Origin of the sequence: Actinomadura sp. KC06 (assembly GCF_004348735.1) — a bacterium.
Taxonomy (GTDB): Bacteria; Actinomycetota; Actinomycetes; order Streptosporangiales; family Streptosporangiaceae; genus Spirillospora.
In genome coordinates this window covers 1-21,291 of the sequence record NZ_SMKT01000050.1, presented here as the reverse complement: position 1 = coordinate 21,291, position 21,291 = coordinate 1, and the positions used below count along the sequence as shown (strand labels likewise).

The 21,291-nt window shown below is 67.9% G+C and carries 14 protein-coding genes, 1 pseudogene and 1 riboswitch; of the genes and pseudogenes, 2 read left to right on the top strand and 13 right to left on the bottom strand.

All coding sequences use genetic code 11. From position 1 onward, the window contains the following. Positions 1–940: 940 nt before the first annotated feature. The 6 genes and pseudogenes from E1287_RS17995 to E1287_RS17975 all read right to left on the bottom strand — a co-directional run bounded on the left by E1287_RS17995 (position 941) and on the right by E1287_RS17975 (position 8,318). Entirely contained in the window at positions 941–3,478 is a 2,538-nt protein-coding gene (locus tag E1287_RS17995; protein ID WP_131966108.1) for an ATP-dependent Clp protease ATP-binding subunit, read from the bottom strand. Between the two features lie 1,103 nt (positions 3,479–4,581). After that, on the bottom strand, positions 4,582–4,905 hold the full coding sequence (locus E1287_RS17990; protein WP_131966136.1) for an Lsr2 family protein: 324 nt from the start codon (positions 4,903–4,905) through the stop codon (positions 4,582–4,584). 1,056 nt (positions 4,906–5,961) lie between these two features. Beyond that, positions 5,962–6,315: a hypothetical protein gene (locus E1287_RS43790; RefSeq protein WP_165969064.1), complete on the bottom strand. Its 354-nt coding sequence runs from the start codon at positions 6,313–6,315 to the stop codon at positions 5,962–5,964. Between the two features lie 450 nt (positions 6,316–6,765). Then, positions 6,766–6,981, bottom strand: a pseudogene (locus E1287_RS46365) (RDD family protein); the annotation flags it as partial. Between the two features lie 4 nt (positions 6,982–6,985). After that, on the bottom strand, positions 6,986–7,786 hold the full coding sequence (locus E1287_RS17980) for an RDD family protein (RefSeq protein WP_131966107.1): 801 nt from the start codon (positions 7,784–7,786) through the stop codon (positions 6,986–6,988). Between the two features lie 4 nt (positions 7,787–7,790). After that, positions 7,791–8,318 (bottom strand): amino-acid N-acetyltransferase, encoded by a 528-nt coding sequence (locus E1287_RS17975; protein ID WP_131966106.1) that lies wholly within the window; start codon positions 8,316–8,318, stop codon positions 7,791–7,793. Positions 8,319–8,594: 276 nt separating this feature from the next. Beyond that, a riboswitch (cyclic di-AMP (ydaO/yuaA leader) is annotated at positions 8,595–8,789 on the top strand. Positions 8,790–8,897: 108 nt separating this feature from the next. Between E1287_RS17975 and E1287_RS17970 the strand changes: the two genes are divergently transcribed. After that, entirely contained in the window at positions 8,898–9,824 is a 927-nt protein-coding gene (locus tag E1287_RS17970) for an NlpC/P60 family protein (RefSeq protein ID WP_165969065.1), read from the top strand. Between the two features lie 828 nt (positions 9,825–10,652). Here the strand turns inward: E1287_RS17970 and E1287_RS17965 are convergent. Beyond that, complete coding sequence (locus E1287_RS17965) at positions 10,653–10,883, bottom strand: LuxR C-terminal-related transcriptional regulator (RefSeq protein ID WP_067902439.1); 231 nt, start codon at positions 10,881–10,883, stop codon at positions 10,653–10,655. Between the two features lie 430 nt (positions 10,884–11,313). Here E1287_RS17965 and E1287_RS17960 point away from each other — a divergent pair, with 430 nt between their 5' ends. Then, complete coding sequence (locus E1287_RS17960) at positions 11,314–12,396, top strand: LacI family DNA-binding transcriptional regulator (protein WP_131966105.1); 1,083 nt, start codon at positions 11,314–11,316, stop codon at positions 12,394–12,396. A gap of 326 nt (positions 12,397–12,722) precedes the next feature. Here E1287_RS17960 and lysX read toward each other — a convergent pair whose 3' ends face one another. From lysX to panC, 6 genes are all read right to left on the bottom strand, one after another. Further along, positions 12,723–14,213: a bifunctional lysylphosphatidylglycerol synthetase/lysine--tRNA ligase LysX gene (gene lysX / locus E1287_RS17955; RefSeq protein ID WP_131966104.1), complete on the bottom strand. Its 1,491-nt coding sequence runs from the start codon at positions 14,211–14,213 to the stop codon at positions 12,723–12,725. Between the two features lie 177 nt (positions 14,214–14,390). After that, complete coding sequence (locus tag E1287_RS17950) at positions 14,391–15,173, bottom strand: type III pantothenate kinase (protein WP_131966103.1); 783 nt, start codon at positions 15,171–15,173, stop codon at positions 14,391–14,393. Between the two features lie 14 nt (positions 15,174–15,187). Beyond that, on the bottom strand, positions 15,188–16,045 hold the full coding sequence (nadC, locus tag E1287_RS17945; RefSeq protein WP_131966102.1) for a carboxylating nicotinate-nucleotide diphosphorylase: 858 nt from the start codon (positions 16,043–16,045) through the stop codon (positions 15,188–15,190). Further along, entirely contained in the window at positions 16,042–18,204 is a 2,163-nt protein-coding gene (locus E1287_RS17940; RefSeq protein WP_243719154.1) for an L-aspartate oxidase, read from the bottom strand. Before E1287_RS17940 ends, nadC begins: the two co-directional genes overlap by 4 nt. A gap of 1,214 nt (positions 18,205–19,418) precedes the next feature. Continuing rightward, a complete protein-coding gene (gene panD, locus E1287_RS17935) occupies positions 19,419–19,835 on the bottom strand; it encodes an aspartate 1-decarboxylase (protein ID WP_131966101.1) in 417 nt (138 codons plus the stop codon). Continuing rightward, entirely contained in the window at positions 19,835–20,695 is an 861-nt protein-coding gene (gene panC, locus E1287_RS17930; protein WP_131966100.1) for a pantoate--beta-alanine ligase, read from the bottom strand. Before panC ends, panD begins: the two co-directional genes overlap by 1 nt. Positions 20,696–21,291 lie beyond the last annotated feature (596 nt).

Sequence of the window (21,291 nt, the reverse complement as noted above, 5' to 3'; positions counted from 1 at the left end):
GCACCGGGCGATCGGCCTGCAGGACGCCGCTGGACGCCTCTGGACACCTCTGAGCAGGCGCCCGCACGGTCAGCGCCAGCACTAGGCCAGCAGATGCGCCAACCACGCGCCGCGCACCCACAGAGGACGCCTCTGGACGCCGCCTAGGCGTCTATGCACGCGACGACCGCAATGGTGCCGGTCACGCCTGCAGGGGATAGATCGGGGGCGTTCGGCCACACTGACACCGGGCACACCAGCCGCAGGCACGCTACGCGCATCCGCAGGGAAGCCCTGGTGCGGCGAAATGCGGCTGAAGGCGTGCTGCAGGTGCGGTCGTAGGGGGCGCCGGGCACGGCCTGCAGGGACACCACGCGCGCAGGCAGGCCGCTCGCAGACGGCCACCAGGGCCTGAACCTAATAGCCGCAGGGATGCCGCAGATGCGGTCGTAGAGGCGCTGGGCGCGGCCTGTAGGGACGCGCCACGCGCGCAGGCAGAGGCACCCGGAGACGGCCACCAGAGCCTGAACCTAATAGCCGCAGGGGCGGCCGCAGAAGCGCTGGGCGCGGCCTGTAGTGACGCCGCGCGCAGGCAGGGACGCCCTGATACGGCCACCAGGGCCTGAACCTTACGGCCCACAGGGGTGACCGGAGATGCCGGTTGACGAGGCGCTGGCATGAGCCTGCAGGACGCCACGCGGGCCAGCAGGGACGCCCGAGAAGCGGCCACCTGGGCCTAGGGCTACTGGCCGCAAGGGTGCGGCCGAGCGTGCGGTCGCAGGGAGCTCAGGGCGCGCCTGCAAAGGAGGCCGCGGGCCATAGGGACGCCGACGGAGGCAGTCGCAGAGGCCTGGGTCACAGGTGCGGGCATGCGGTCCTAGGAGTGTTGGGAATTCCTAGGAGTGTTGGGAATGCGGAAGGACCCGCACCGGGAACCGGTGCGGGCCCTTCCTGGACGTTCTCAGTCCTTGTTGAAGTTGACCGCGCCCTCGATGGGCGGCGGGCTGTCGGGGACGGTGGTCGGCTTCGGGACGCCCTTGAACGTGAACTTGGCGTTCTCCACCGTCGCGTCCTTGTTGTCGGAGTCGAAGCCCTCCGTGCCCACGATCACGATCTGGCCGGCCTTCAGCTCGCTGTAGAGGATCTTCTCGGACAGGCTGTCCTCGATCTCCCGCTGGATGGTCCGGCGCAGCGGCCGGGCGCCGAGGACGGGGTCGTAGCCCCGCAGCGCCAGCAGGTCCTTGGCATCCTGCTGCAGCTCGATGCCCATGTCGCGGTCCTTGAGCCGGTCGTCCACCTTCGCGATCATCAGGTCGACGATCTGGATGATCTCGGCCGGAGTGAGCTGGTGGAACACGACCGTGTCGTCGACGCGGTTGAGGAACTCGGGACGGAAGTGCTGCTTGAGCTCCTCCGACACCTTCGCCTTCATCCGGTCGTAGGAGCCCTGCTCGTCGTTCTGGCGGGCGAAGCCCATCGACACGCCCTTGGAGATGTCCTTGGACCCCAGGTTCGTCGTCATGATGATGACGGTGTTCTTGAAGTCCACGACACGGCCCTGCGCGTCGGTGAGGCGGCCGTCCTCCAGGATCTGCAGGAGGCTGTTGAAGATGTCCTGGTGGGCCTTCTCGATCTCGTCGAACAGGACGACCGAGAACGGCTTGCGGCGGACCTTCTCCGTGAGCTGGCCGCCCTCCTCGTATCCGACATAGCCGGGCGGGGAGCCGAACAGCCGCGACACGGTGTGCTTCTCCATGAACTCGGACATGTCGAGCTGGATCAGCGCGTCTTCGTCGCCGAACAGGAACTCCGCGAGCGTCTTGGACAGCTCGGTCTTACCGACGCCGGACGGGCCGGCGAAGATGAACGAGCCGCCGGGACGCTTCGGGTCCTTCAGGCCGGCGCGGGTGCGCCGGATCGACTGCGAGAGCGCCTTGATGGCGTCCTCCTGGCCGATGACGCGCTTGTGGAGCTCGTCCTCCATGCGCAGCAGCCGGGTGGACTCCTCCTCGGTCAGCTTGAAGACCGGGATCCCGGTGGCGGTGGCGAGGACCTCGGCGATCAGCTCGTCGGTGACCTCGGCGACGACGTCCATGTCGCCGGCCTTCCACTCCTTCTCCCGCTGCGCCTTCTGGCCGAGCAGCTTCTTCTCGCTGTCGCGCAGCGCCGCGGCCTTCTCGAAGTCCTGCGCGTCGATCGCGGACTCCTTGTCGCGCCGGACGTCGGCGATCTTCTCGTCGTACTCGCGCAGGTCCGGCGGAGCGGTCATCCGGCGGATGCGCATCCGCGAGCCCGCCTCGTCGATCAGGTCGATCGCCTTGTCGGGCAGGAACCGGTCGCTGATGTAGCGGTCGGCGAGCTGCGCCGCGGCGACCAGCGCGCTGTCGGTGATCGACACGCGGTGGTGCGCCTCGTAGCGGTCCCGCAGGCCCTTGAGGATCTCGATCGTGTGCGACAGCGACGGCTCGGCGACCTGGATCGGCTGGAAGCGGCGCTCCAGCGCGGCGTCCTTCTCCAGGTACTTGCGGTACTCGTCCAGCGTCGTCGCGCCGATGGTCTGCAGCTCGCCGCGGGCCAGCATCGGCTTGAGGATGGACGCGGCGTCGATCGCGCCCTCCGCGGCGCCCGCACCGACCAGCGTGTGCAGCTCGTCGATGAACAGGATGATGTCGCCGCGGGTGCGGATCTCCTTCAGCACCTTCTTGAGGCGCTCCTCGAAGTCACCGCGGTACCGGGAGCCGGCGACCAGCGCGCCCAGGTCGAGGGTGTAGAGCTGCTTGTCCTTCAGCGTCTCGGGCACCTCGCCCTTGACGATCTTCTGCGCGAGCCCCTCGACGACGGCGGTCTTGCCGACGCCGGGCTCGCCGATCAGCACCGGGTTGTTCTTGGTACGGCGGGACAGCACCTGCATGACCCGCTCGATCTCCTTGCCACGCCCGATAACCGGGTCGAGCTTGCCCTCGCGCGCGGCCTGCGTCAGGTTGCGGCCGAACTGGTCGAGGACGAGGGAGGTGGACGGAGCCGACTCAGAGGGACCGCCGGAGGCGGCCGGCTCCTTGCCCTGGTAGCCGTGCAGCAACTGGATGACCTGCTGGCGCACCCGGTTGAGGTCTGCGCCGAGCTTCACAAGAACCTGGGCCGCGACGCCCTCGCCCTCACGGATCAAACCCAGCAGGATGTGCTCAGTGCCGATGTAGTTGTGGCCGAGCTGCAGCGCCTCGCGCAGCGACAGCTCAAGGACCTTCTTGGCACGCGGAGTGAACGGGATGTGGCCCGATGGCGCCTGCTGGCCCTGGCCGATGATCTCTTCGACCTGCTGGCGCACCGCCTCAAGGCTGATCCCCAGGCTCTCCAGAGCCTTGGCAGCGACACCCTCACCCTCGTGGATCAGGCCCAGGAGGATGTGCTCGGTGCCGATGTAGTTGTGGTTGAGCATCCTGGCCTCCTCCTGGGCCAGGACGACAACGCGCCGCGCGCGGTCGGTGAACCTCTCGAACATCTCGTCGCTCCTCACAGAGCGGTTGGGCAGAGTCCGGAACGTCCGGAACTGTCCTTCCGCATGCTAGCCCGCCCCGAGGAGGCCGCCCGGTGCACTCCCACCAGGAGACGTTCCCCAGCTAAGCGCTGTTCAGTCTCATCCAACTACCGCATCGGTGCGTCATGTTCCCGCTACGCCCCAAGCGAACGGGGGCTTTTCGCAGGTGGATCAGGGCGCGGGCCGAGAGTGCCGAATGGGGGTATTGGTCCACCCACGCGGCCTCTGTACCTCGCCGGGCGAGCACGCAAACCGTCCGGCCGCTACGCCACAAGCGAACGCCCACCCCAGGACTTTGAGTGGCTGGACGGTACCGCTGGGCGAACGACCGCCCACAGCCCGTTAAGGCGGACTAGCTGAGCCACCGCCCTGCGAAGGGTCCGCACGCACAAGTGCCTCCACACCGACCGCCCAGACGGACCGCACGAACGGACCGCACGAACGGACCGCACGAACGGACCGCGAGGCTGGCTGGCCGTGTGGACGAGCCGCGCATGTGGGCCGCGCGTGTGGGCCGCGCGTGTACGGGACGTGTGAATGCGCCCTGCGGATTCGCTGTGCGAACTGGACGTGTGTGGCGGCGCAGCGGGGCGGCCCCAAGGCGTGAAGGGGCGCTCAGGAAACGACGCCGCGGACAAACTGATCAAGTGAAGGGGAGGCGCGGGCGAAACGACGCCGTGCGGGAACTGGCTGCCGCGTACGGGGGTGAACGGAGTGCGCGGAAACGACGCGCAGCCGGACCCGGTCAAGTGAACGCGAGGCATGAGTGAACCAGCCTCGCGAACGGGTTGCAGTTGAAACGACCTCGCGGACGAACCCGCCGGGTGAACCGGAGCCTCAAGGACGCCTCAAGCGAAACGGGCGGGGGAATCGAAGTCAGGGAACGAGGCGAGGAACAGGCCCAGGGAACGAGCCCGGTAACGGCGACACAGGCGAACTCGGGCCGAACTCGGCCGGGCGATCGGGCCGGAGGAACCGGCCCAGTGAACGGTTGAAGCGAACAGTGAACGAGCCCGCAGGCGAACGGCCCGTCTCGCGAACTGAGACGGGCCGCCGGTGGCTGAGGGTCAGTTGGCCGCCTCGTACTGCTCGATCACATGTGCTGGGATCCTGCCGCGCTCATTGACCTTGATGCCATTGTTCTTGGCCCAGGCGCGGATCTCTGCGCTGCGCTCGCGGCTGGACGCGCCACGCTGCCGGCGGCGACGCGACCCCGTACCCGCCTTGCGCGACTTCTCCACGAACGGCTTAAGAGAATCCCGCAGCTTCGTTGCGTTGGCGCCACTCAGGTCGATCTCGTAGGAGGCGCCGTCGATCGAGAACGCTACGGTCTCGTCCGCCTCGCCACCGTCGAGGTCGTCGACGAGAAGCACCTGAACCTTCTGTGCCATGGGGACAGACCCTTTCGGCTTGAGCAAACTGCATTCGGTTGACAAACATATACCGAGTAGTGCGCCGATGACAATTCCGCTGCCGTCCTTGGAACCGGCACTGCCCGGCGAAGTCGTCTTCCAGGCCGTGACCGGGTGTAATCGCGTCGTCGTTTCCGGCACGTCCGGCGGCATGCCGGGGGATGCCGGAGGCGGCCCGCGAATTTTTCGTCAGACGGAACCACCGCAGGGATTTCGGGCGGGGTCGTTGTCCCGACGCGCGTCGCTGACCTGCGGCGATGCCTCCGCATTGACTCAGGTTCGCGGACGGCTCGGCTTTCGGACGGACGAGCCGTCCGGGCGTAAAAGGCCGTGCGGGCGACCTTAACGGCCGGGGCTCACGGACACCGCCGCCACCGATTAACTCTGGCGTAACGGCACTAACCGCGCCACGAGCAGGAATGCGGCCAGGACCCGCAGAGACCCGCCGCGGGAGCTGATCACCGCCTCCGGCGGACGATGTGGGTGGATAACGGCCGGTCGGCTCCCACCGAAATCTGTTGCCGCCGCTTCGTGACGGGAAGTCACCGACCGCGCTCTCCGCGTGGAAGCAGCCGGTACTCACCCATCCCGAAATCAGGAGATTGCGACACAATCCCACCTACGTCCCACTTCTTCAACCCGCCTCCGAGGGACGTCCCGAAGCCGGGCGGCAGACTCCTTCGATGTAGAGGCGCACGTGGAGCGAAAGGCCCGTTCCAAGCGAGACGGTGTCCCATCCGGAGTAAGTCCAGAGTCCTATGCGGGTCGGGACGCAGGGCGAAGGACCAGGGACACGGAAGCGGCTCTCAAAGCGGAGGACGCGTCCGGGACGAGACACATCTCACCCCGATTCGGGTCCGTAACCTGAGCAAGCTGGCAATAGCAGCCCGAACGCTAGACGTCCGAAACAGAGCGAGCATCTCCGCGAAAGCCGGTATGGCCGGACGCGCCCTACTCCGCTCGCCGAGGGATCATGAGTGCGACGGGCACAGGCCCGGCCGTCCCTCAGTTCGGACGAGGACGCCCGAGAGGATCTCAGAAGGCCGAGGAATCGGGAGGCGGACGTTTTACCACCAGCGTCCCGATGAGCCTGTCATGGACGGCCTGGCGCCACGTGCCCTCGTACAGGGCCCCCGCGTTCGCCAACCAGAAGATGCCCGCAAGTAGCCCGGCAACGGGAATCGGACGGGCCGCGATCGGCAGCGAATAGACCGCGGCACGCACAACGGCGCGCACAACGTCCAGGCGAGCCTGCTCACTGATCAGCACGCCGTCCGGTTCGGAATCCGGCGTCGCCTCAGCATCGCCCTCTCGCCCTTTCCCGAGATCGGCACCGATTATCGGTTCCGCCTCAAGCCCCCGATTTTGCTCCGGTTCATCGCCGGACATCGACCCCACCCCAGGGCCAGAGCTCGGCACAGCCCCCTGCATTGGCCACGCCTCGCCGCCTTGCGCTTGCCCGGGCCCGCCGTCCCGCAGCTGCGTCCACTCACCGTCTTGCGCTTGCCCTGGCCCGGCGTCAGACGTAAGCCCCCGCGCAGGGCCACGTTGCCCAGCTTCAGCAGCCTCCATAGAGGCGGCCCCAGCGTCCTGCCCTCGCTCTGGTAGGGCGTCAGGCGCAGGGGACGTCTCAGTGTCTTGGAGAGGGTTCGGCGCGGCGGCCGCGCCGATGGTGGTCTCCGTGAACGCCTCAGCGTTCGTCTCAGCGCCCGCCCCGGTGCCGGCCTCAGCAGCGACCGCTGAACGCGCTGAGGTCGGCTCAGAGCCTGCCTCAGCGTCCGTCCCCCTGGGTGTGGAGGCGAGGGTCGCGCCTGGGACGGCGATAGCGACTTCTATGCCAGCAACGCGCTTGCCGATCGTCCGGCCCCAGAGGGCGAGCTGGATCGCCTCGTAGAGCAACATGCATCCGGCCAAGGCTGGTGGAGCGACGACGTCCACCGTGGGCCCGGACACCACTGCGCGGACGACGACGATGACAGGCACGCCGACGATGAGGGTGTCGACGATGCGAGCCAGGAGGCGCTGGCCCGGCTCGGCGAGCGTTGCCTCCCGCACGGGCTTACTCCGCGTACTCGGTCTCGGTGTACTCGTCGTATCCGGTTCGCTCGTCGATGACCAGTGTCCCGGCGAAGCGGTCGTGGAGGGCCTGGTGCAGGGGCTGGTCCCAGATCGCCCACAGGTACGCCATCAACGCACCCGCCCAGACCAGCACCATCCCGTACGCGGCGTAGTCCCACACCATCACGGCGATGACGAGGAAGAAGAACACGCCGATCTGGTAGCCCACGTGGACGATTCCAGCGCGCCAGATGGCCTGCGTGGTGGTCAGTGGTTCCCCGGCAGGCGCCTGGACGATGCCGATACCCATGAGGCGCTTGCCGAGCGTCCGTCCAGACATGGATAGCTGGACGGCCTCGTAGAGCAGCGGCAGCACCGACAGGACACAGAAAAGGGTGAAGATGATGGGCCAGTTCCACACACCCCCCTCGTCCTCGGTCTTGCTGCCTGGCTTGCCTAGGCCGAACGCACCGATCGTGATCGGCAGGACGAGCGCGAACCCGAAGACCGCGACGAGCCCGTTGTCGATGAGGCGCGCCCCCGCGCGGCGAAGGATCGGAGCCAGCGGCAGCTCACCGCCGCCGTACTCGTCATAGGAGGCGTCGTACGGCTCGTTGTACGCCGGCTGCTGCCCCCACTGCTGCTGCTGAGGCTGCTGCTGCCATTGCTGCTGAGGCTGGCTCTGCGGCTGCTGGTGGTGTGGTTGCTGCCATTGGGGACCTTGGTACGGGGGCGGCGGGCCGTAGGAGCCCTGCCCCTGCTGCGGCGGGTACCGCCGCCCGCGGTTCGGGGAATCGCTCATCGGGTCAGTCCTCCAGGCGAAGCAACATCCGGGTGTTGCCCAACGTATTGGGCTTGACCCGATCGAGGTTCAAGAACTCCGCAACGCCTTCGTCGTAGGAGCGGAGAAGCTCCTCGTACACCTCTGGCGCCACCGGAGTCCCCAGGATCTGCTGGAAGCCATGGCGCGCGAAGAACTCCACTTCGAAGGTAAGACAGAACACCCTCCGCACGCCGAGTTCCCTAGCGGTCTCCAGCAGACGGGTGACAATTCGGTGGCCGATGCCACGGCCGCCGTACTCCTTGTCCACGGCGACGGAGCGGACCTCCGCGAGGTCCTCCCACATCACGTGCAGCGCGCCGCAGGCCACGACCCGTCCCGGCGCCCCGTGCTGCACGTCCTCGGCGACCCAGAACTCCTGGACGTCCTCGTACAGCTTCACCGCGGACTTCTTCAGCAGGCGTCGTCCCGACCCGGCGTACAGATCGACCAGCCTGCGGATCTCTTGAACGTCGGCGGTACGGGCTCGCCGGATCACGACCTCCACAAACAGGCGAGATTATCGAACGTGGCGCCTTTACAACTGTCGGCGGGTCTGTGCATGCGGCGACGTCCATCCCGCGTAACTAGATAAAAGCGACTAGGCATTGCTCATAGAGTGTCCCAAAAAGTGAGCAAGAACACATGGATGCTCGGGGGGCACCGCGGGCGGTCCGGGGCCGACGAGCGTCGCCACCTGCGATTTCACGGGTTGTGGTTGGCATCCAATGCGGCTTCCGTTAGTGTCCTGCGCTGACATCGGCCTACCGCAGGACGGAGGCCGAACCGCCGAGTCCACGGGCCGCAACCAGCGCCCCGAGGAGCCGGGGACCCACTTCCGGATCGTTCGGGGATCGCCCCCGGGCACACGCCGTGAGGGGTGAATCCGCAGCCCGCGTGGAACCGGCTTCCGCGCGCGCCAGCGGACGGGCTGCTCCAGCCCCAACCCGACAGCTAACTCGGTAGGCGGACGAGGAGAGGAGAATTCGTGGAGCCATCGCGCCCTGCTTCCTTTTCACGATCTGCTCGTTCAAGCTCCCAGCGGCCAACGCCAGGCCGGAGGACGGCCCGGTTCCGCGTCCGGGCGATCACCGTGGCCGGCGCCCTCGCCGTCCTCTCGGTCGCGCCGCACACGACCGCGGTGGCGCACGCCGAGCCTGAGCCGTCCACGAAGGAACTCAGGACGAAGGCCCTCAAGCTCGCCGACGAGCTGGAGAAGCTCACCGAGCAGTACAACGGGCTGAAGGTCAAACTCGCCCAGTCGCAACGCGCCGCCAAGGTCGCCACAGAGAACGCCCAGCGGCAGGAGAAGACTCTCGAGAGCATCCGCCAGAAGGTCGGCTCTCTGGCCGCCACCAGCTACATGCAGGGCGGCTCTGACCCCGCGGTGTCGTTCGTCGCCTCCCAGGACCCGCAGTCCGTCCTCGACCAGGCCGCCACGCTCAACTACTTCGCCAAGCGCGACAGCAGCAAAGTCCTCGGTCTCATGCAGGCGATGCAGGCCGCGCAGCGCGCCCGTAAGTCCGCCGAAGAGCGCGCCAAGCAGGTGCAGGCGCTGCGCACGCAACTCGACTCGCAGCGCAAGAAGGTCACCGAAACTTACGAGAAGGTCCGCGGCAAGCTCGTCAAGAGGGACCCCACCCAGCTCGCCAAGCTCCCCGTCGTCGGCACCGGCAAGGGTGCGCAAGCGCTGCGGTACGCGATGAGCAAAATCGGCGTCCCGTACGTCTGGGGCGCTGCTGGGCCGAACTCTTTCGACTGCTCAGGCCTGACAATGTGGGCCTACAAGCAGGTCGGCATCAACCTGCCGCACTACACCGGCAGCCAGTGGAACGCCGGCACTCACGTGTCACGCAGTGAGCTCCAGCCGGGCGACCTCGTGTTCTTCCACTCCGACCTGCACCACATGGGGATGTACGTCGGCGACGGCAAGATGCTGCACGCGCCTCACACCGGCGACGTCGTGAAGATCGCGCCCATCGCCGGACGCCCCTACGCCGGCGCCGTCCGAGTCGCCTGACCCCCGATTTAACCCGTCCGGCAGCGCACGCCTGTGGGACGACGGCCTTTTCGCAAGACGACAACCCTCGGCACCCCATGCACAGGCCCGCAAAGGGCGGTGACACTGCCTCCCTCTGCGTCCGCTAACACCTGCGCCACTTGAACATGCTCACCACCCGGACGCCCTCGCAATTGACCAGCCCGCCCACCACACAAGGCAGTCAAAGACGCCACAGAACGAACGGTCCCAAGGCTCGGCACGCAAGTTCCTGTGCACCCGCTTGGGCGTCCTACGGAAATCAGCTGGACGGCTGATGCTGTACAAGGAGGTGCCCTGCGGAGCCTGCGCTAGGAGCGTCGGCTGGTTGGTTGCATCTGGATGGCATGCGCGGAGAGCTCACTGAACGGCCGCATCCACGCCCTCGGGCGTCCGTTGGAAGGACGGGCCCTTGAGTTCCCTGGACGGACAGCCCCACGGCGCTCGGTAGATACCCCTGAGCGCTCCCGTACGGGCCGTGTGACAGCGATCACGGCGGCCTCTGGAGTCGCCCTAGGTCGCTCCCTCCAAGGAGCGGAGGGCGGGCCTGAGGCCGCGCGTCATGGATGGCGCCCCAGCCGATGACGTCCCGGCCGGGTGTGAACGGGGGTCGAAAAGGTCGAGCGCGTGCTTAAGGAGATCCACGGCGTGGTTTGAACACCGTCCGCGGCGACGCCTCCTGCAGGGACCTACCTGTCAGGGCGCGGGCGCCGCCGCTGCGGGGTCGGACGGGGGTTCTTCTGAAGATTTCGCCGCCTGGATTTCTCGTGACGCTCGCCGTCCCCGGACGAGCGTCGTTGGGGGTTGCCGCTAGATGAGCTGCCTTCGGGCCGCCCACACCACGGCCTCGATAGGGGTGTTGACCTCCAGCCGGTCGCAGATGGTCCGCAACCGGCGTCGCAAGGTCCGTGCGCTCAGCTCCAGCTTGCGTGCCGCCACATCGGCGGTGACACCGCTGGCGATCTGAGCGAGCAGCCGAATCTCCTCCTCGCTCAGCCCGAAATCGTCGGTGCCACGACGTGCGAGTGTGGCCTGTTCCACTCCGTCCTCCCTCGTCCGTGGTGATGACCGCGGGGATGCAGCCGTCCGCTGCACAGGCACGGGTTGGCCTCGATCTGTACGCGCGTTGGGTTGCCGGGTCCGGAGCGCCTCCGGACTCAGATCATCGGGTTCCTTTTCTGTCTCACGCGCTTGGCCGGAGGTGGCCGTTGGGCCGATTGCGGGGTCGTTCGGGGGAACTCCGGGTGACGATTCACTCGTTGGCCATCCGAGGGAGACGGGATGAGATCGCCAGCCATCCGCACCCGTCCCTTCTCGTTCGACTCGCCAGATCTCGCCGTGGTCGAAGATCGTGAATCGTTTCAAGCTACGCTTCGGCTCGGAACGCTAGGCGGCCGGATCCGGCCCGTCAAGCGCTGGTTCAGTGCAATGTGCGCGCCGATGATCGCGGTCTGTGACCACGCATTCGCGGATGCACTATGCAAAACGCCACTACCTGGGAAAACAAGCCTGGGACGGGACGAGGAGCGAGTTGCCACAGACCAGTATTCGTGAGGTCGCGAGGCGTGCTGGAGTCTCAGTTGGGACCGTTTCGAATGTCCTAAACCGGCCAGACCTCGTGGCCGAAGCTACCCGTGACCGTGTTCGCGCGGCGATCGAGGAGCTCGGATTCGTCCGAAACGAGTCCGCTCGCAGGCTCCGCCGCCGCCCCGAACGCACCGCCGGCGAGTTCGGCGACGAGCCGCGCCGCGCGTTCGGAGTCGTCGTCGAAGACCTCACCAACCCGTACGCGACCGACGTCGCCCGGGGGGCCGAGGCCGCGCTCAACGCCCTCGGCCATGACGCGCTCTGGCTCTCCAGCGACCACTCCGCCGCCAAGGAGCGGCGGTCCGTGGAACTCCTGGAGGAGCAGAATGCTGCCGGGGTTCTGATCATCCCCGTCGGGCTCGGCTCCCGCGACATCGCCCAGCTCCGCGCCGCCGGGATGAGCGTGGTGCTGATCGACCGGGACGCCAGCGAGGTCTGCTCCGCCCAGGTCGATCACGTCGCCGGCGGTGAGATCGCCGCCGCGCACCTGCTCGGCATCGGCCGCGAACGGATCGCCTTCGTGACCGGCGTCCCCGAGCCGCAGCCCTGCGTCGAACGCCGCGACGGCGCCGCCCGCACCATCGTCGAGGCCGGTTTCGGAAAGCCCCCCACCCTGATCCAGGAGGCGCTGAGCCCCGGCGAGGGACAGGCCGCCGCCCACGAGATCATGGCGATGTCGCCGCAGCCCGACGGCGTGTTCTGCGCCAACGACCTGCTCGCGATCGGGTTGATCAACGAGCTGACCCGTCTCGGCGCCCGCGTCCCCGAGGACATCGCCGTGATCGGGTACGACGACATCGAACTCGCCGCGAGCGCCGCCGTGCCGCTCACCACCATCCGGCAGCCACGCCGTGAACTCGGCTGGGAAGCCGCCGAACTCGCCCTGGCCGAAATAGGCGAGGGCAAGTCCCATCAACACCGCCAGGTGGTTTTGAGACCCGACCTCGTCATTCGTGAAAGCGCCTGAAAACGCTCGACCGTCCGGCTATCGCACGGGCCATGGACCGCTCCTTTTCTAGCGGGCCATGGCTCGTTCAGGTTTCTCTCGCACAACCAGTATTGAGGGCAATGGCGCGGCCAGGAACCGGTTGGCGACCGCGGGAGTCGATTCCGGCCCGCTCGAACACGAACACGGCCTGGACAGCCCTGCGACCTGCTGCAGACGTCCCAGCAGCGTGGCAGGTTCGACCGGTAGGCGGGTGCCGCGCCGACCAAGCCGCCGCGCCTATACGGCGGCGGCGTACCAGCGACGCCGACAGGTCACCCGCGCGCTACCGGGCGATCTTCCGGTCGTTATTCGGGCTTGACCAGGGGGAACAGGATGGTCTCGCGGATGCCCTTGCCGGTGAATGCCATGATCATCCGGTCGATGCCGGCGCCCATTCCGCCGGTGGGCGGCATCGCGTACTCCAGGGCGCGCAGGAAGTCCTCGTCCAGTTGCATGGCCTCGGGGTCGCCGCCCGCGGCGAGCAGCGACTGCTCGGTGAGGCGGCGGCGCTGCTCGATCGGGTCGATGAGCTCGGAGTACGCGGTGCCCAGCTCCGTCCCGAAGCCGATGAGATCCCACTTCTCGGTGAGGAGGGGCTCCTCGCGGTGCTGGCGGGTCAGCGGCGACGTCTCGACCGGGTAGTCCATGACGAACGTGGGCTGGACGAGGGTGTGCTCGACCAGTTCCTCGAACAGTTCCTGGACGAGCTTGCCCTGCCCCCACTTCGGGTCCCACGAGACACCGCGCGCATCGGCCAGCTTCCGGACGTCCTCTAGCGGCGTGTGCGGCGTGACCTCCTCGCCAAGCGCACCCGACACCGACCCGTACAGCGTGATCCGCGGCCACTCCGGCACGCCGAGATCGACCTCGACACCGTCATGGACGACCACGGTGGTGCCGAGGGCGGCGACGACCGCCTTCTGGTACATCCGCTGCGTCAGGTCGGCCATGTCGTTGTAGTCGAGGTATGTCCCGTACGCCTCCAGCATTGTGAATTCGGGGTTGTGCGTGGAGTCCGCGCCTTCGTTCCGGAAGTTCCGGTTGATCTCGAAGACCTTCTCGATTCCGCCGACGACGAGCCGCTTCAGGTACAGCTCGATCGCGATGCGCAGGTAGAGGTCCATGTTGTAGGCGTTGATGTGCGTCGCGAACGGACGCGCCGTCGCGCCGCCATGGATCGGCTGCAGCATCGGCGTTTCGACCTCGAGGTACCCCTCGTCCTGCCAGAAGTCCCGCACCGCGCGGACGGTGGCGCTGCGGAGCCGGGCCATCTTCCGGGCCTCGTCGTTGACGATCAGGTCGACGTACCGCTGCCGGACCCGCGCCTCCGGGTCGGTCAGGCCCGCGTGCTTCTCCGGCAGCGGGCGCAGGCACTTGGACGTGATCGCGAACCGGTCCGCCATGACGGACAGCTCACCGCGCCGGGACGTGATGACCTCGCCCTCGACGCCGACATGGTCGCCGAGGTCTACGTCCCGCTTCCAGGCGTCGAGCTGCTCCTGCCCGACCTTGGCGAGCGACAGCATGATCTGGATCTCTCCGCTGCCGTCCCGGACGGTCGCGAAGCACAGCTTCCCCGTGTTGCGGATCAGCATGACGCGACCGGTGACGCCGACCTTCTCGCCCGTCTCGGTGCCCGGCTCCAGGTCCGGGTGTTTCGCGCGGACGTCGCCGATCGTCGCCGTCCGCGGGAAGGTCACCGGGTAGGGGTCGATGCCGCTCGCCCGGATCCGGTCGAGCTTCTCCCGGCGCACACGCATCTGCTCCGGGAGCTCGTCGAAGGTCTCGTCTGTCACGCCCCAAAGGCTATCCACCCCGTTCGATGCCCCGCGAACGACTTACCGCCCCATCCCCACGGCCACACGCCCACACCGAGCGCAAGACAGTCAAGCCGGACCCAACAATTACGCCAGGCGTGACGACCAGGCGGGCGTGCCGCTTAGGCCGGGTCAGACGGAAGCGCCAAGGGCCGCCTAGACGGTGTTGCGCTCGTAGATCAGGCGCAGGCCGATGAGGGTGAGCCACGGCTCGAACGCGTCGATGCTGCGGGACTCCTCCAGGACGAGGGGCGCGAGGCCGCCGGTGGCGATGACCGTGACCTCGGCGGGGTCCGTGGCGAGTTCCTCGGACATCCGCTCGACGATGCCGTCCACCTGCCCCGCGAAGCCGAAGATGATCCCGGACTGAAGCGCCTCGACGGTGTTCTTGGCCACCACGTTCCGCGGCCTGACCAGCTCGATCTTGTGCAGTTGAGCCCCGCGCGACGACAGCGCGTCGATCGAGATCTCGATGCCGGGCGCGATCGCGCCGCCCACATACTCACCCTTCGCGGACACGGCGTCGAACGTGGTGGCGGTGCCGAAGTCGACGACGATCGCGGGGCCGCCATGCGTGTGGACGGCGGCCAGCGCGTTCACGATGCGGTCGGCGCCGACCTCCTTCGGATTGTCCATCCGGACGGGGACGCCGGTCTTCACGCCGGGCTCCACGATCACCGCCGACACGTCGCCGTAGTAGCGGCGGCACATCTCCCGCATCTCGTGCAGGACGGACGGAACCGTGGAGCACAGGGCGATGCCGCTGATGTCGGTCTCGGCCAGCAATGGGCTCTGCTGGACGAGCCCCTGCAGGACCACCGCGATCTCGTCGGCGGTGCGGCGCGGATCGGTGTTGATCCGCCAATGCTCGATCACCTCGTCGCCCTCGAACAGGCCGAGGACGGTCTGGGTGTTGCCGACGTCGATGGTGAGCAGCATCAGGTCCCCGCTGATCAGGTGAAGTCAAGGCCGATGTCGAACACGCGCGCCGAGTGCGTCAGCGCGCCGACGGCAAGGTAGTCCACGCCGGTCACGGCGACGTCTCGGGCCCGATCCAGGGTAAGCCCACCGCTGGCCTCAAGCTCCGCCCGCCCCGCGACAAGCCGCACCGCCTCGGCCGTCTCGGCGTCGGTCATGTTATCCAGCAGAATGCTCTGCGCGCCCACCGCGAGGGCCTCCTCGACCTGCGCGAGGGTGTCGCACTCCACCTGGATGTGGAGGGACGGATACACAGCGCGGATGGACTCGTAGGCCTTGGTGATACTTCCAGCGGCCGCGACGTGGTTGTCCTTGATGAGCGCGGCGTCGTACAGGCCCATCCTGTGGTTGACGCCGCCGCCGCAGTGCACGGCGTACTTCTGCAGGGCGCGCAGACCCGGCAGCGTTTTCCGCGTATCACGCACCTTGGCCTTGGTGCCGGCCATCGCGTCCGTCCACTTCCGGGTGGCCGTTGCGATTCCAGACAGGTGGGTCAGCAGGTTCAGGGCCGTCCTTTCCGCGCGCAGCACCGCCCTGGTGGGGCCGCTCACCGAGATGAGCACCTGCCCTGGGACGACCCGGTCTCCGTCCTCAACCTTTGCCTCGTACGCCACGTCCAGCATGTCGAGCACGACGCACGCCACGGGAACGCCCGCTATGACGCCGTCCTCACGGGCTCTGAGGTCCCCGGCCGCAGTGTCCTCGGGCGCGAAGATCGGCATGCTGGTGACGTCGACTTCGCCGTCCTCGGCCAGCGCCGTCCGGACGAGGTTATCCACAGCTTGTGGATCGAGCCCGGCGTCGCTCAGCTTCTGCGACAGTTCCGGTGTCATGAGCGCTTTCCTTCCAGAGGTTCGTAGGTGGTCGTCAGGACGTTCCCCTCCAGCCGCGCGATCAGGCGGCCGCGCCATTCGCCGTCGCGTCTCTCTGGAAAGTCCTGCCGCCAGTGGCTGCCCCGCGTCTCCTCCCGCCGCCGCGCCGCCGCCACGATCGCGGACGCGACAATGTGCAGATTGGTCGCCTCCCAAGCCTCCACCCAGGGCTCAACAACCGCCCCCGGCTCGCCCCCAGGCTCGCGCCCCAACTCCACACCCAGCCCAGGCCCGGCCTCCACACCCAACTCACGCCCAGCGCCCACACCCAGCTCAGGCAAGGCCTCCACCCCCGGCCCGGCTCCTGACCGAGCCCTCAACTCCGAACCCAGCCCAGGCCCAGCGTCTGCACCCACCTCAGACCCGGCCTCCACACCCACCTCAAGCCCTGACCGAGTCCTCAACTCCGAACCCAGCTCAAGCCCAGCGTCCGCACGCAGCTCACGCCCAGCGTCCGCACCCGGTTCAGCCCTTTGCTGAGGCCCCGACTCCGCACCCAACTCTGGCCCCACACCCGCACCCGCACCCGCACCCGCCAGTGCGGCCAGCTCACGGGCGGCGATCTCAAGCCCCTCCGCCCCACGCAGCACACCCGCATAGGCCGTCATGATCCGCTGGATCTCCTCCCTCGCCCCAGCCCCAAAAAGCCCACAAACGCCATCGGAGCCGCCCACCATGCCCACTCCCCTAGCCAACTCACGGGCTCCCCCGCCAACCACGCCCACAGAAGATCCATCCGCAGCCGGCGGGTCCGCCAGGACGGTTGCGGACGCGCACGCTGACACGGTTGCGGTAGACGCTGGCAAGTGGCTTGACGCAGACGGACGGCTTGACCCCAACGGATGGCCTCCGACTGCCAGCGGGCTAGAGGCCGACTCCAGTTCGGACTGAAGAGCGGCGGCGATACGTTCGGCGAAGACCAACCCCTCCAGAAGGGAGTTGGACGCCAGACGATTCGCGCCATGGACGCCGGTGCAGGCGACCTCCCCGCAGGCGTAGAGGCCGGGGACGGACGTCCGTCCGTGCAGGTCCGTGCGGACACCCCCGCTCGCGTGATGAGCGGCGGGCACGACCGGGATCGGTTCGGTCGCAGGGTCGATGCCGTAGTTCCGGCAGGCGGCCAGGATGGTCGGGAACCGGTTCTCCCACATCGAGGCGCCAAAGTGCCGGCCGTCCAGCAGCATGTGGGACGCACCGGTCTCGCGCATCCGGTTCACGATGCCCTTGGCGACGACGTCACGTGGAGCGAGGTCCGCGAGCTCGTGGCGCCCGACCATGAACCGCTCCCCCGAATGGTCGACGAGATATGCGCCCTCGCCCCGCACAGCCTCCGAGATCAGCGGCTGCTGCCCGCGTGCACCCTCACCGAGCCACAGCACGGTCGGATGGAACTGGACGAACTCAAGGTCGGCGACATCGGCTCCCGCCCGCAACGCGAGCGCGACACCATCGCCCGTGGAGACCTCGGGGTTCGTAGTGGCCGAGAACACCTGCCCTAGCCCCCCGGTGGCGAGCACGACGGCACGGGCACGGATGGCACCGACGCCGCCCGGCTGCCCTTCGCCCATGACATGAAGGGTGACCCCGGCCGCGCGTCCGGTGCCGTCCTTCAGCAGATCGAGGACGAGCGCATGCTCGATCACATCGACACCAGAGTCTTTGAGGGCGGCAAGAAGAGCACGGCTGATCTCCGCACCGGTCGCATCGCCGCCCGCGTGCGCGATCCGCCGCCGGTGATGTCCGCCCTCCCGAGTCAGCGCAATGTCCCCACCGCTGGAACGGTCGAATGCGGTACCGAGCTCGATGAGCCCGCGAACAGCGTCCGGCCCTTCGTTGACGAGCGCCCGAACAGCGTCCTCGTCGCACAGCCCAACACCAGCAGTGAGGGTGTCGACGAAGTGCTCCTCCGGGGTGTCGTCGGGCGCGAGCGCCGCGGCGATCCCGCCCTGCGCCCAGCGGGTCGACCCCGCGTCCAGGAGGGACTTGGTAACGAGCAGCACCCGCCCATGCTGACGGCACCGCAACGCGGCGACCAGGCCCGCGATGCCGGAGCCGATGACGACGACATCAGTCTCAGTAGTCCAGCCGGGCTCGGGGGCGGCGAGAACGGAAGGGATCATGAACCCTCCTCGGGATCGGTTCTCGTCATTATGACCCTAACTCCACCTCACCCGAACGCCCGCCCCCACATTCCACACAAACCCCGGACAACCGGAACCACCACCCCCAGCCCAGAGCCTGTGAGCACGCCCCGGCCCACAAGCCACCACCACGAGCAAAGTCACCACACCAACCAAGGCCGCTTCGCCAAAGCAAGCCACTGCACTGAGCAACCCGCTGCCCCAAGCAAGGCCGATACATCGGGCGAGGACCATGCGTCAGGCGAGGCCGATACTTCATGGAGGCCACCGAGACGAGCGCGATCTCGCGTCGAACAAGGTGGCCGCGTCGGACAGAGGTCGCTGCCAGACGAGGTCGCGTGCCGAGCGGCCGCTGCGCCGAAACGAGGACGCCCAGACGAGCAAGGTCGTTGCATCAACGCGAGCTGGGCTACCTCAAGGCAAGACCGTTGCGCGAGACAAGGCCTCTACATCCACGGGCGCTTCGACGGGCACAGCGTCGGACGGGCACAGCGTCGGACGCAATGGGCGTCCGGCGCGAGGGGTGTCGGTCGGTGAGGGCGGCGGTCTAGTGGGTCTCGGCTTGAGTCGAGTGGGTGGGTTAGCGGTGAGTTGGATCGCCGCGTCGAGCAAGGTCACCGTGCCGAGCGGCCGCTGCGCCGAAACGAGCAAGGTCGTTGCATCAACGCGAGGTGAGCTGCCTCAAGGCAAGACCGTCACGCGAGGCAAGACCCTTCCATCCACGGGCGCTTCGCCGGGCAGCCGCAGCGTCGGACGGGGCGCGACGTGGGACGGGCACAACGTCCGGTGCAATGGGCGCCCAGCGAGAGGGGCGTCGGTCGGGTGAGGGTGGCGGTCTGGTGGGTCTCGGCTTTGAGGCGAGTGGGTGCGTTAGCGGTGGGTCTGGTCACCGCGTCAAACAAGGTCGCTGTGCCGGACGAGGTCGCCGTGCCGGGCGGCCGCTACGCCGAGACGAGCAAGACCGTTGCATCAACGCGAGGTGGCCTGCCTCAAGGCAAGACCGTTAAGCGAGAGAAGGCCTTACCAACCAAGGGCGCTTCGCCGGGCAGCCGCAGCGTCGGGCGGACGCAAACGTCGGACGGGCGTAGCGTCCGGCGCAACGGGCGTCCGGCGCAACGGGCGTCCGGCGCAACGGGCGTCCGCGGGTGAGGGTGGCGGTCTGGTGGGTCTCGGCTTTGAGTCGGGTGGGTGCGTTAGCGGTGGGTCTGGTCACCGCGCAGTTGAGAGGTGCCGGGGACGGGGGCGGCAGGGTCGGAGTCCAAGGAGATGATCCTGTTGGAGCGGTCGACGTGGACGACACGAGGGACGAACTCGCGGGCCTCAGCGTCGGTGACCTGGGCGTAGCTGATGATGATGACCAGGTCGCCGGGCTGGACGAGGCGTGCGGCGGCGCCATTGATGCCGATGACGCCGGAGCCGCGTTCGCCCGCGATCAGGTAGGTCTCCAGGCGGGCGCCGTTGTCGATGTCCACGATCGAGACTTGCTCGCCGGGCAGCAGGTCTGCGGCGTCCATGAGGTCCTGGTCGATGGTCAGCGAGCCGACGTAGTGCAGGTCCGCCTGCGTCACGGTGGCGCGGTGGATCTTCGACTTGAACATCGTCCTGAACATCAGGGCTCCTCGGGGAACTGGAGGGGGACGTTGTCGATGAGATGGGTGGCGCCGACACGGCCGGCGGCGGCCAGGACGGCCGGACCCCCGTAGGGAGGTGTGATCGCGGTGAAGGTCGCGGGGTCGACCAGGACGAGATAGTCGAGGAGGAGCGGCGGGTCGGCGGTCGCGGCCTTGTCGAGGACGGTGCTCGCCGCAGCGATGACCGCCTCGGGCCCCTCGGAGGTGGCGTCCACGCCGGCATGGAGGGCGCGCGACAGGGCGAGGGCGGTCTGGCGTTCGGCCTCGGAGAGGTAGCGGTTACGACTCGAGAGGGCCAGGCCATCCGGCTCCCGGACGGTCGGGGCGCCGACGATCTCGACGGGGACATTCAGATCGGCGACCATCCGGCGGATCATCGCGAGCTGCTGCGCGTCCTTCTCACCGAAGATCGCCACATCGGGACGGACGAGGTTGAGCAGCTTCAGGACGACGGTGAGCATCCCGTCGAAGTGGCCCGGCCGGGTGGCTCCCTCGACGATCTCACCCATTGGGCCCGACTTGATCGTGACTTGCGGGGCGTCTGGATACATCACCGGGTGGGGCGGCGCGAAGACGAGGTCAGCGCCTTCGGCAGTGCAGATCTCAAGGTCGGCGGCGAGCGTCCGTGGATAACGGTCGAAGTCTTCATTTGGGCCGAACTGAAGCGGGTTGACGAAGATGCTGACCGCGATCGCGTCCGCGCTTCGACGAGCCTGCCGGATCAGAGAGCGGTGGCCTTCGTGCAGCGCCCCCATGGTCGGGACAAGCGCCAGGGTCCCCTTGATCCTGGAGCGAGCTTCGGCCAGTTCGTCCCGTGTCCGGGCGACCGTCGGTGTCACGATGTCCCCTCCACTGCCGCAAGACCTTGATGCCTCACGTCCGATAGACCCCCAGCAACGGCCAGGCTCCGCGCAAGCACCGTCCTACCTGCAAAGGCAGACGTGTCAGCGGCCACCCAGCTCCGGGCCGAAACGGGAGTGCCGATGGAGACCGAGCTGCTCGTGGGCACCGGGGTGTCTGCGGTAGCCGGGCCGCCAGCGGAGACTCGGGTACCTGCGGAGGCCGACATCTCCACACGACCCGCCCTAACCGCGTGCACCGGAGCCCCCGCTAGCGCCCGGGTACCGGCGGAGGCCAGGGTGCTAGCGAAGGCCGACCTTTCCGCGGGCGCCGAGTTGCCCACAGAGGTGGGGATCCCGGACGCCGAGCTTTTGGTGGACGGCATGATCCCGGTGAAGGCCGAACCCGCGGCCGCCGGGCTTCCTGCAGACATCAGGTTTCCGACGGGTGCGTGAGTGCGGACGAGCGCCGGATTGCCAACGGACGACCGATCACCGGCGGACGCCGAGCTACCTGTAGAGGCCTGGAGTTTTGTGGGTGCCGGGCTTTCTGCGTGTGCGGGGCTGTGGACGGGGTCGGGTTGTCGGTGGTGGGC

Bases quoted from the DNA above. Each gene is read 5' to 3' on its own strand.
- E1287_RS17995 (WP_131966108.1), bottom strand. From the start codon at position 3,478: ATGTTCGAGAGGTTCACCGACCGCGCGCGGCGCGTTGTCGTCCTGGCC.
- E1287_RS43790 (WP_165969064.1), bottom strand. From the start codon at position 6,315: ATGTCCGGCGATGAACCGGAGCAAAATCGGGGGCTTGAGGCGGAACCG.
- nadC (WP_131966102.1), bottom strand. From the start codon at position 16,045: ATGACACCGGAACTGTCGCAGAAGCTGAGCGACGCCGGGCTCGATCCA.
- E1287_RS17950 (WP_131966103.1), bottom strand. From the start codon at position 15,173: ATGCTGCTCACCATCGACGTCGGCAACACCCAGACCGTCCTCGGCCTG.
- E1287_RS17990 (WP_131966136.1), bottom strand. From the start codon at position 4,905: ATGGCACAGAAGGTTCAGGTGCTTCTCGTCGACGACCTCGACGGTGGC.
- panD (WP_131966101.1), bottom strand. From the start codon at position 19,835: ATGTTCAGGACGATGTTCAAGTCGAAGATCCACCGCGCCACCGTGACG.
- E1287_RS17940 (WP_243719154.1), bottom strand. From the start codon at position 18,204: ATGATCCCTTCCGTTCTCGCCGCCCCCGAGCCCGGCTGGACTACTGAG.
- E1287_RS17980 (WP_131966107.1), bottom strand. From the start codon at position 7,786: ATGAGCGATTCCCCGAACCGCGGGCGGCGGTACCCGCCGCAGCAGGGG.
- E1287_RS17960 (WP_131966105.1), top strand. From the start codon at position 11,314: ATGCACTATGCAAAACGCCACTACCTGGGAAAACAAGCCTGGGACGGG.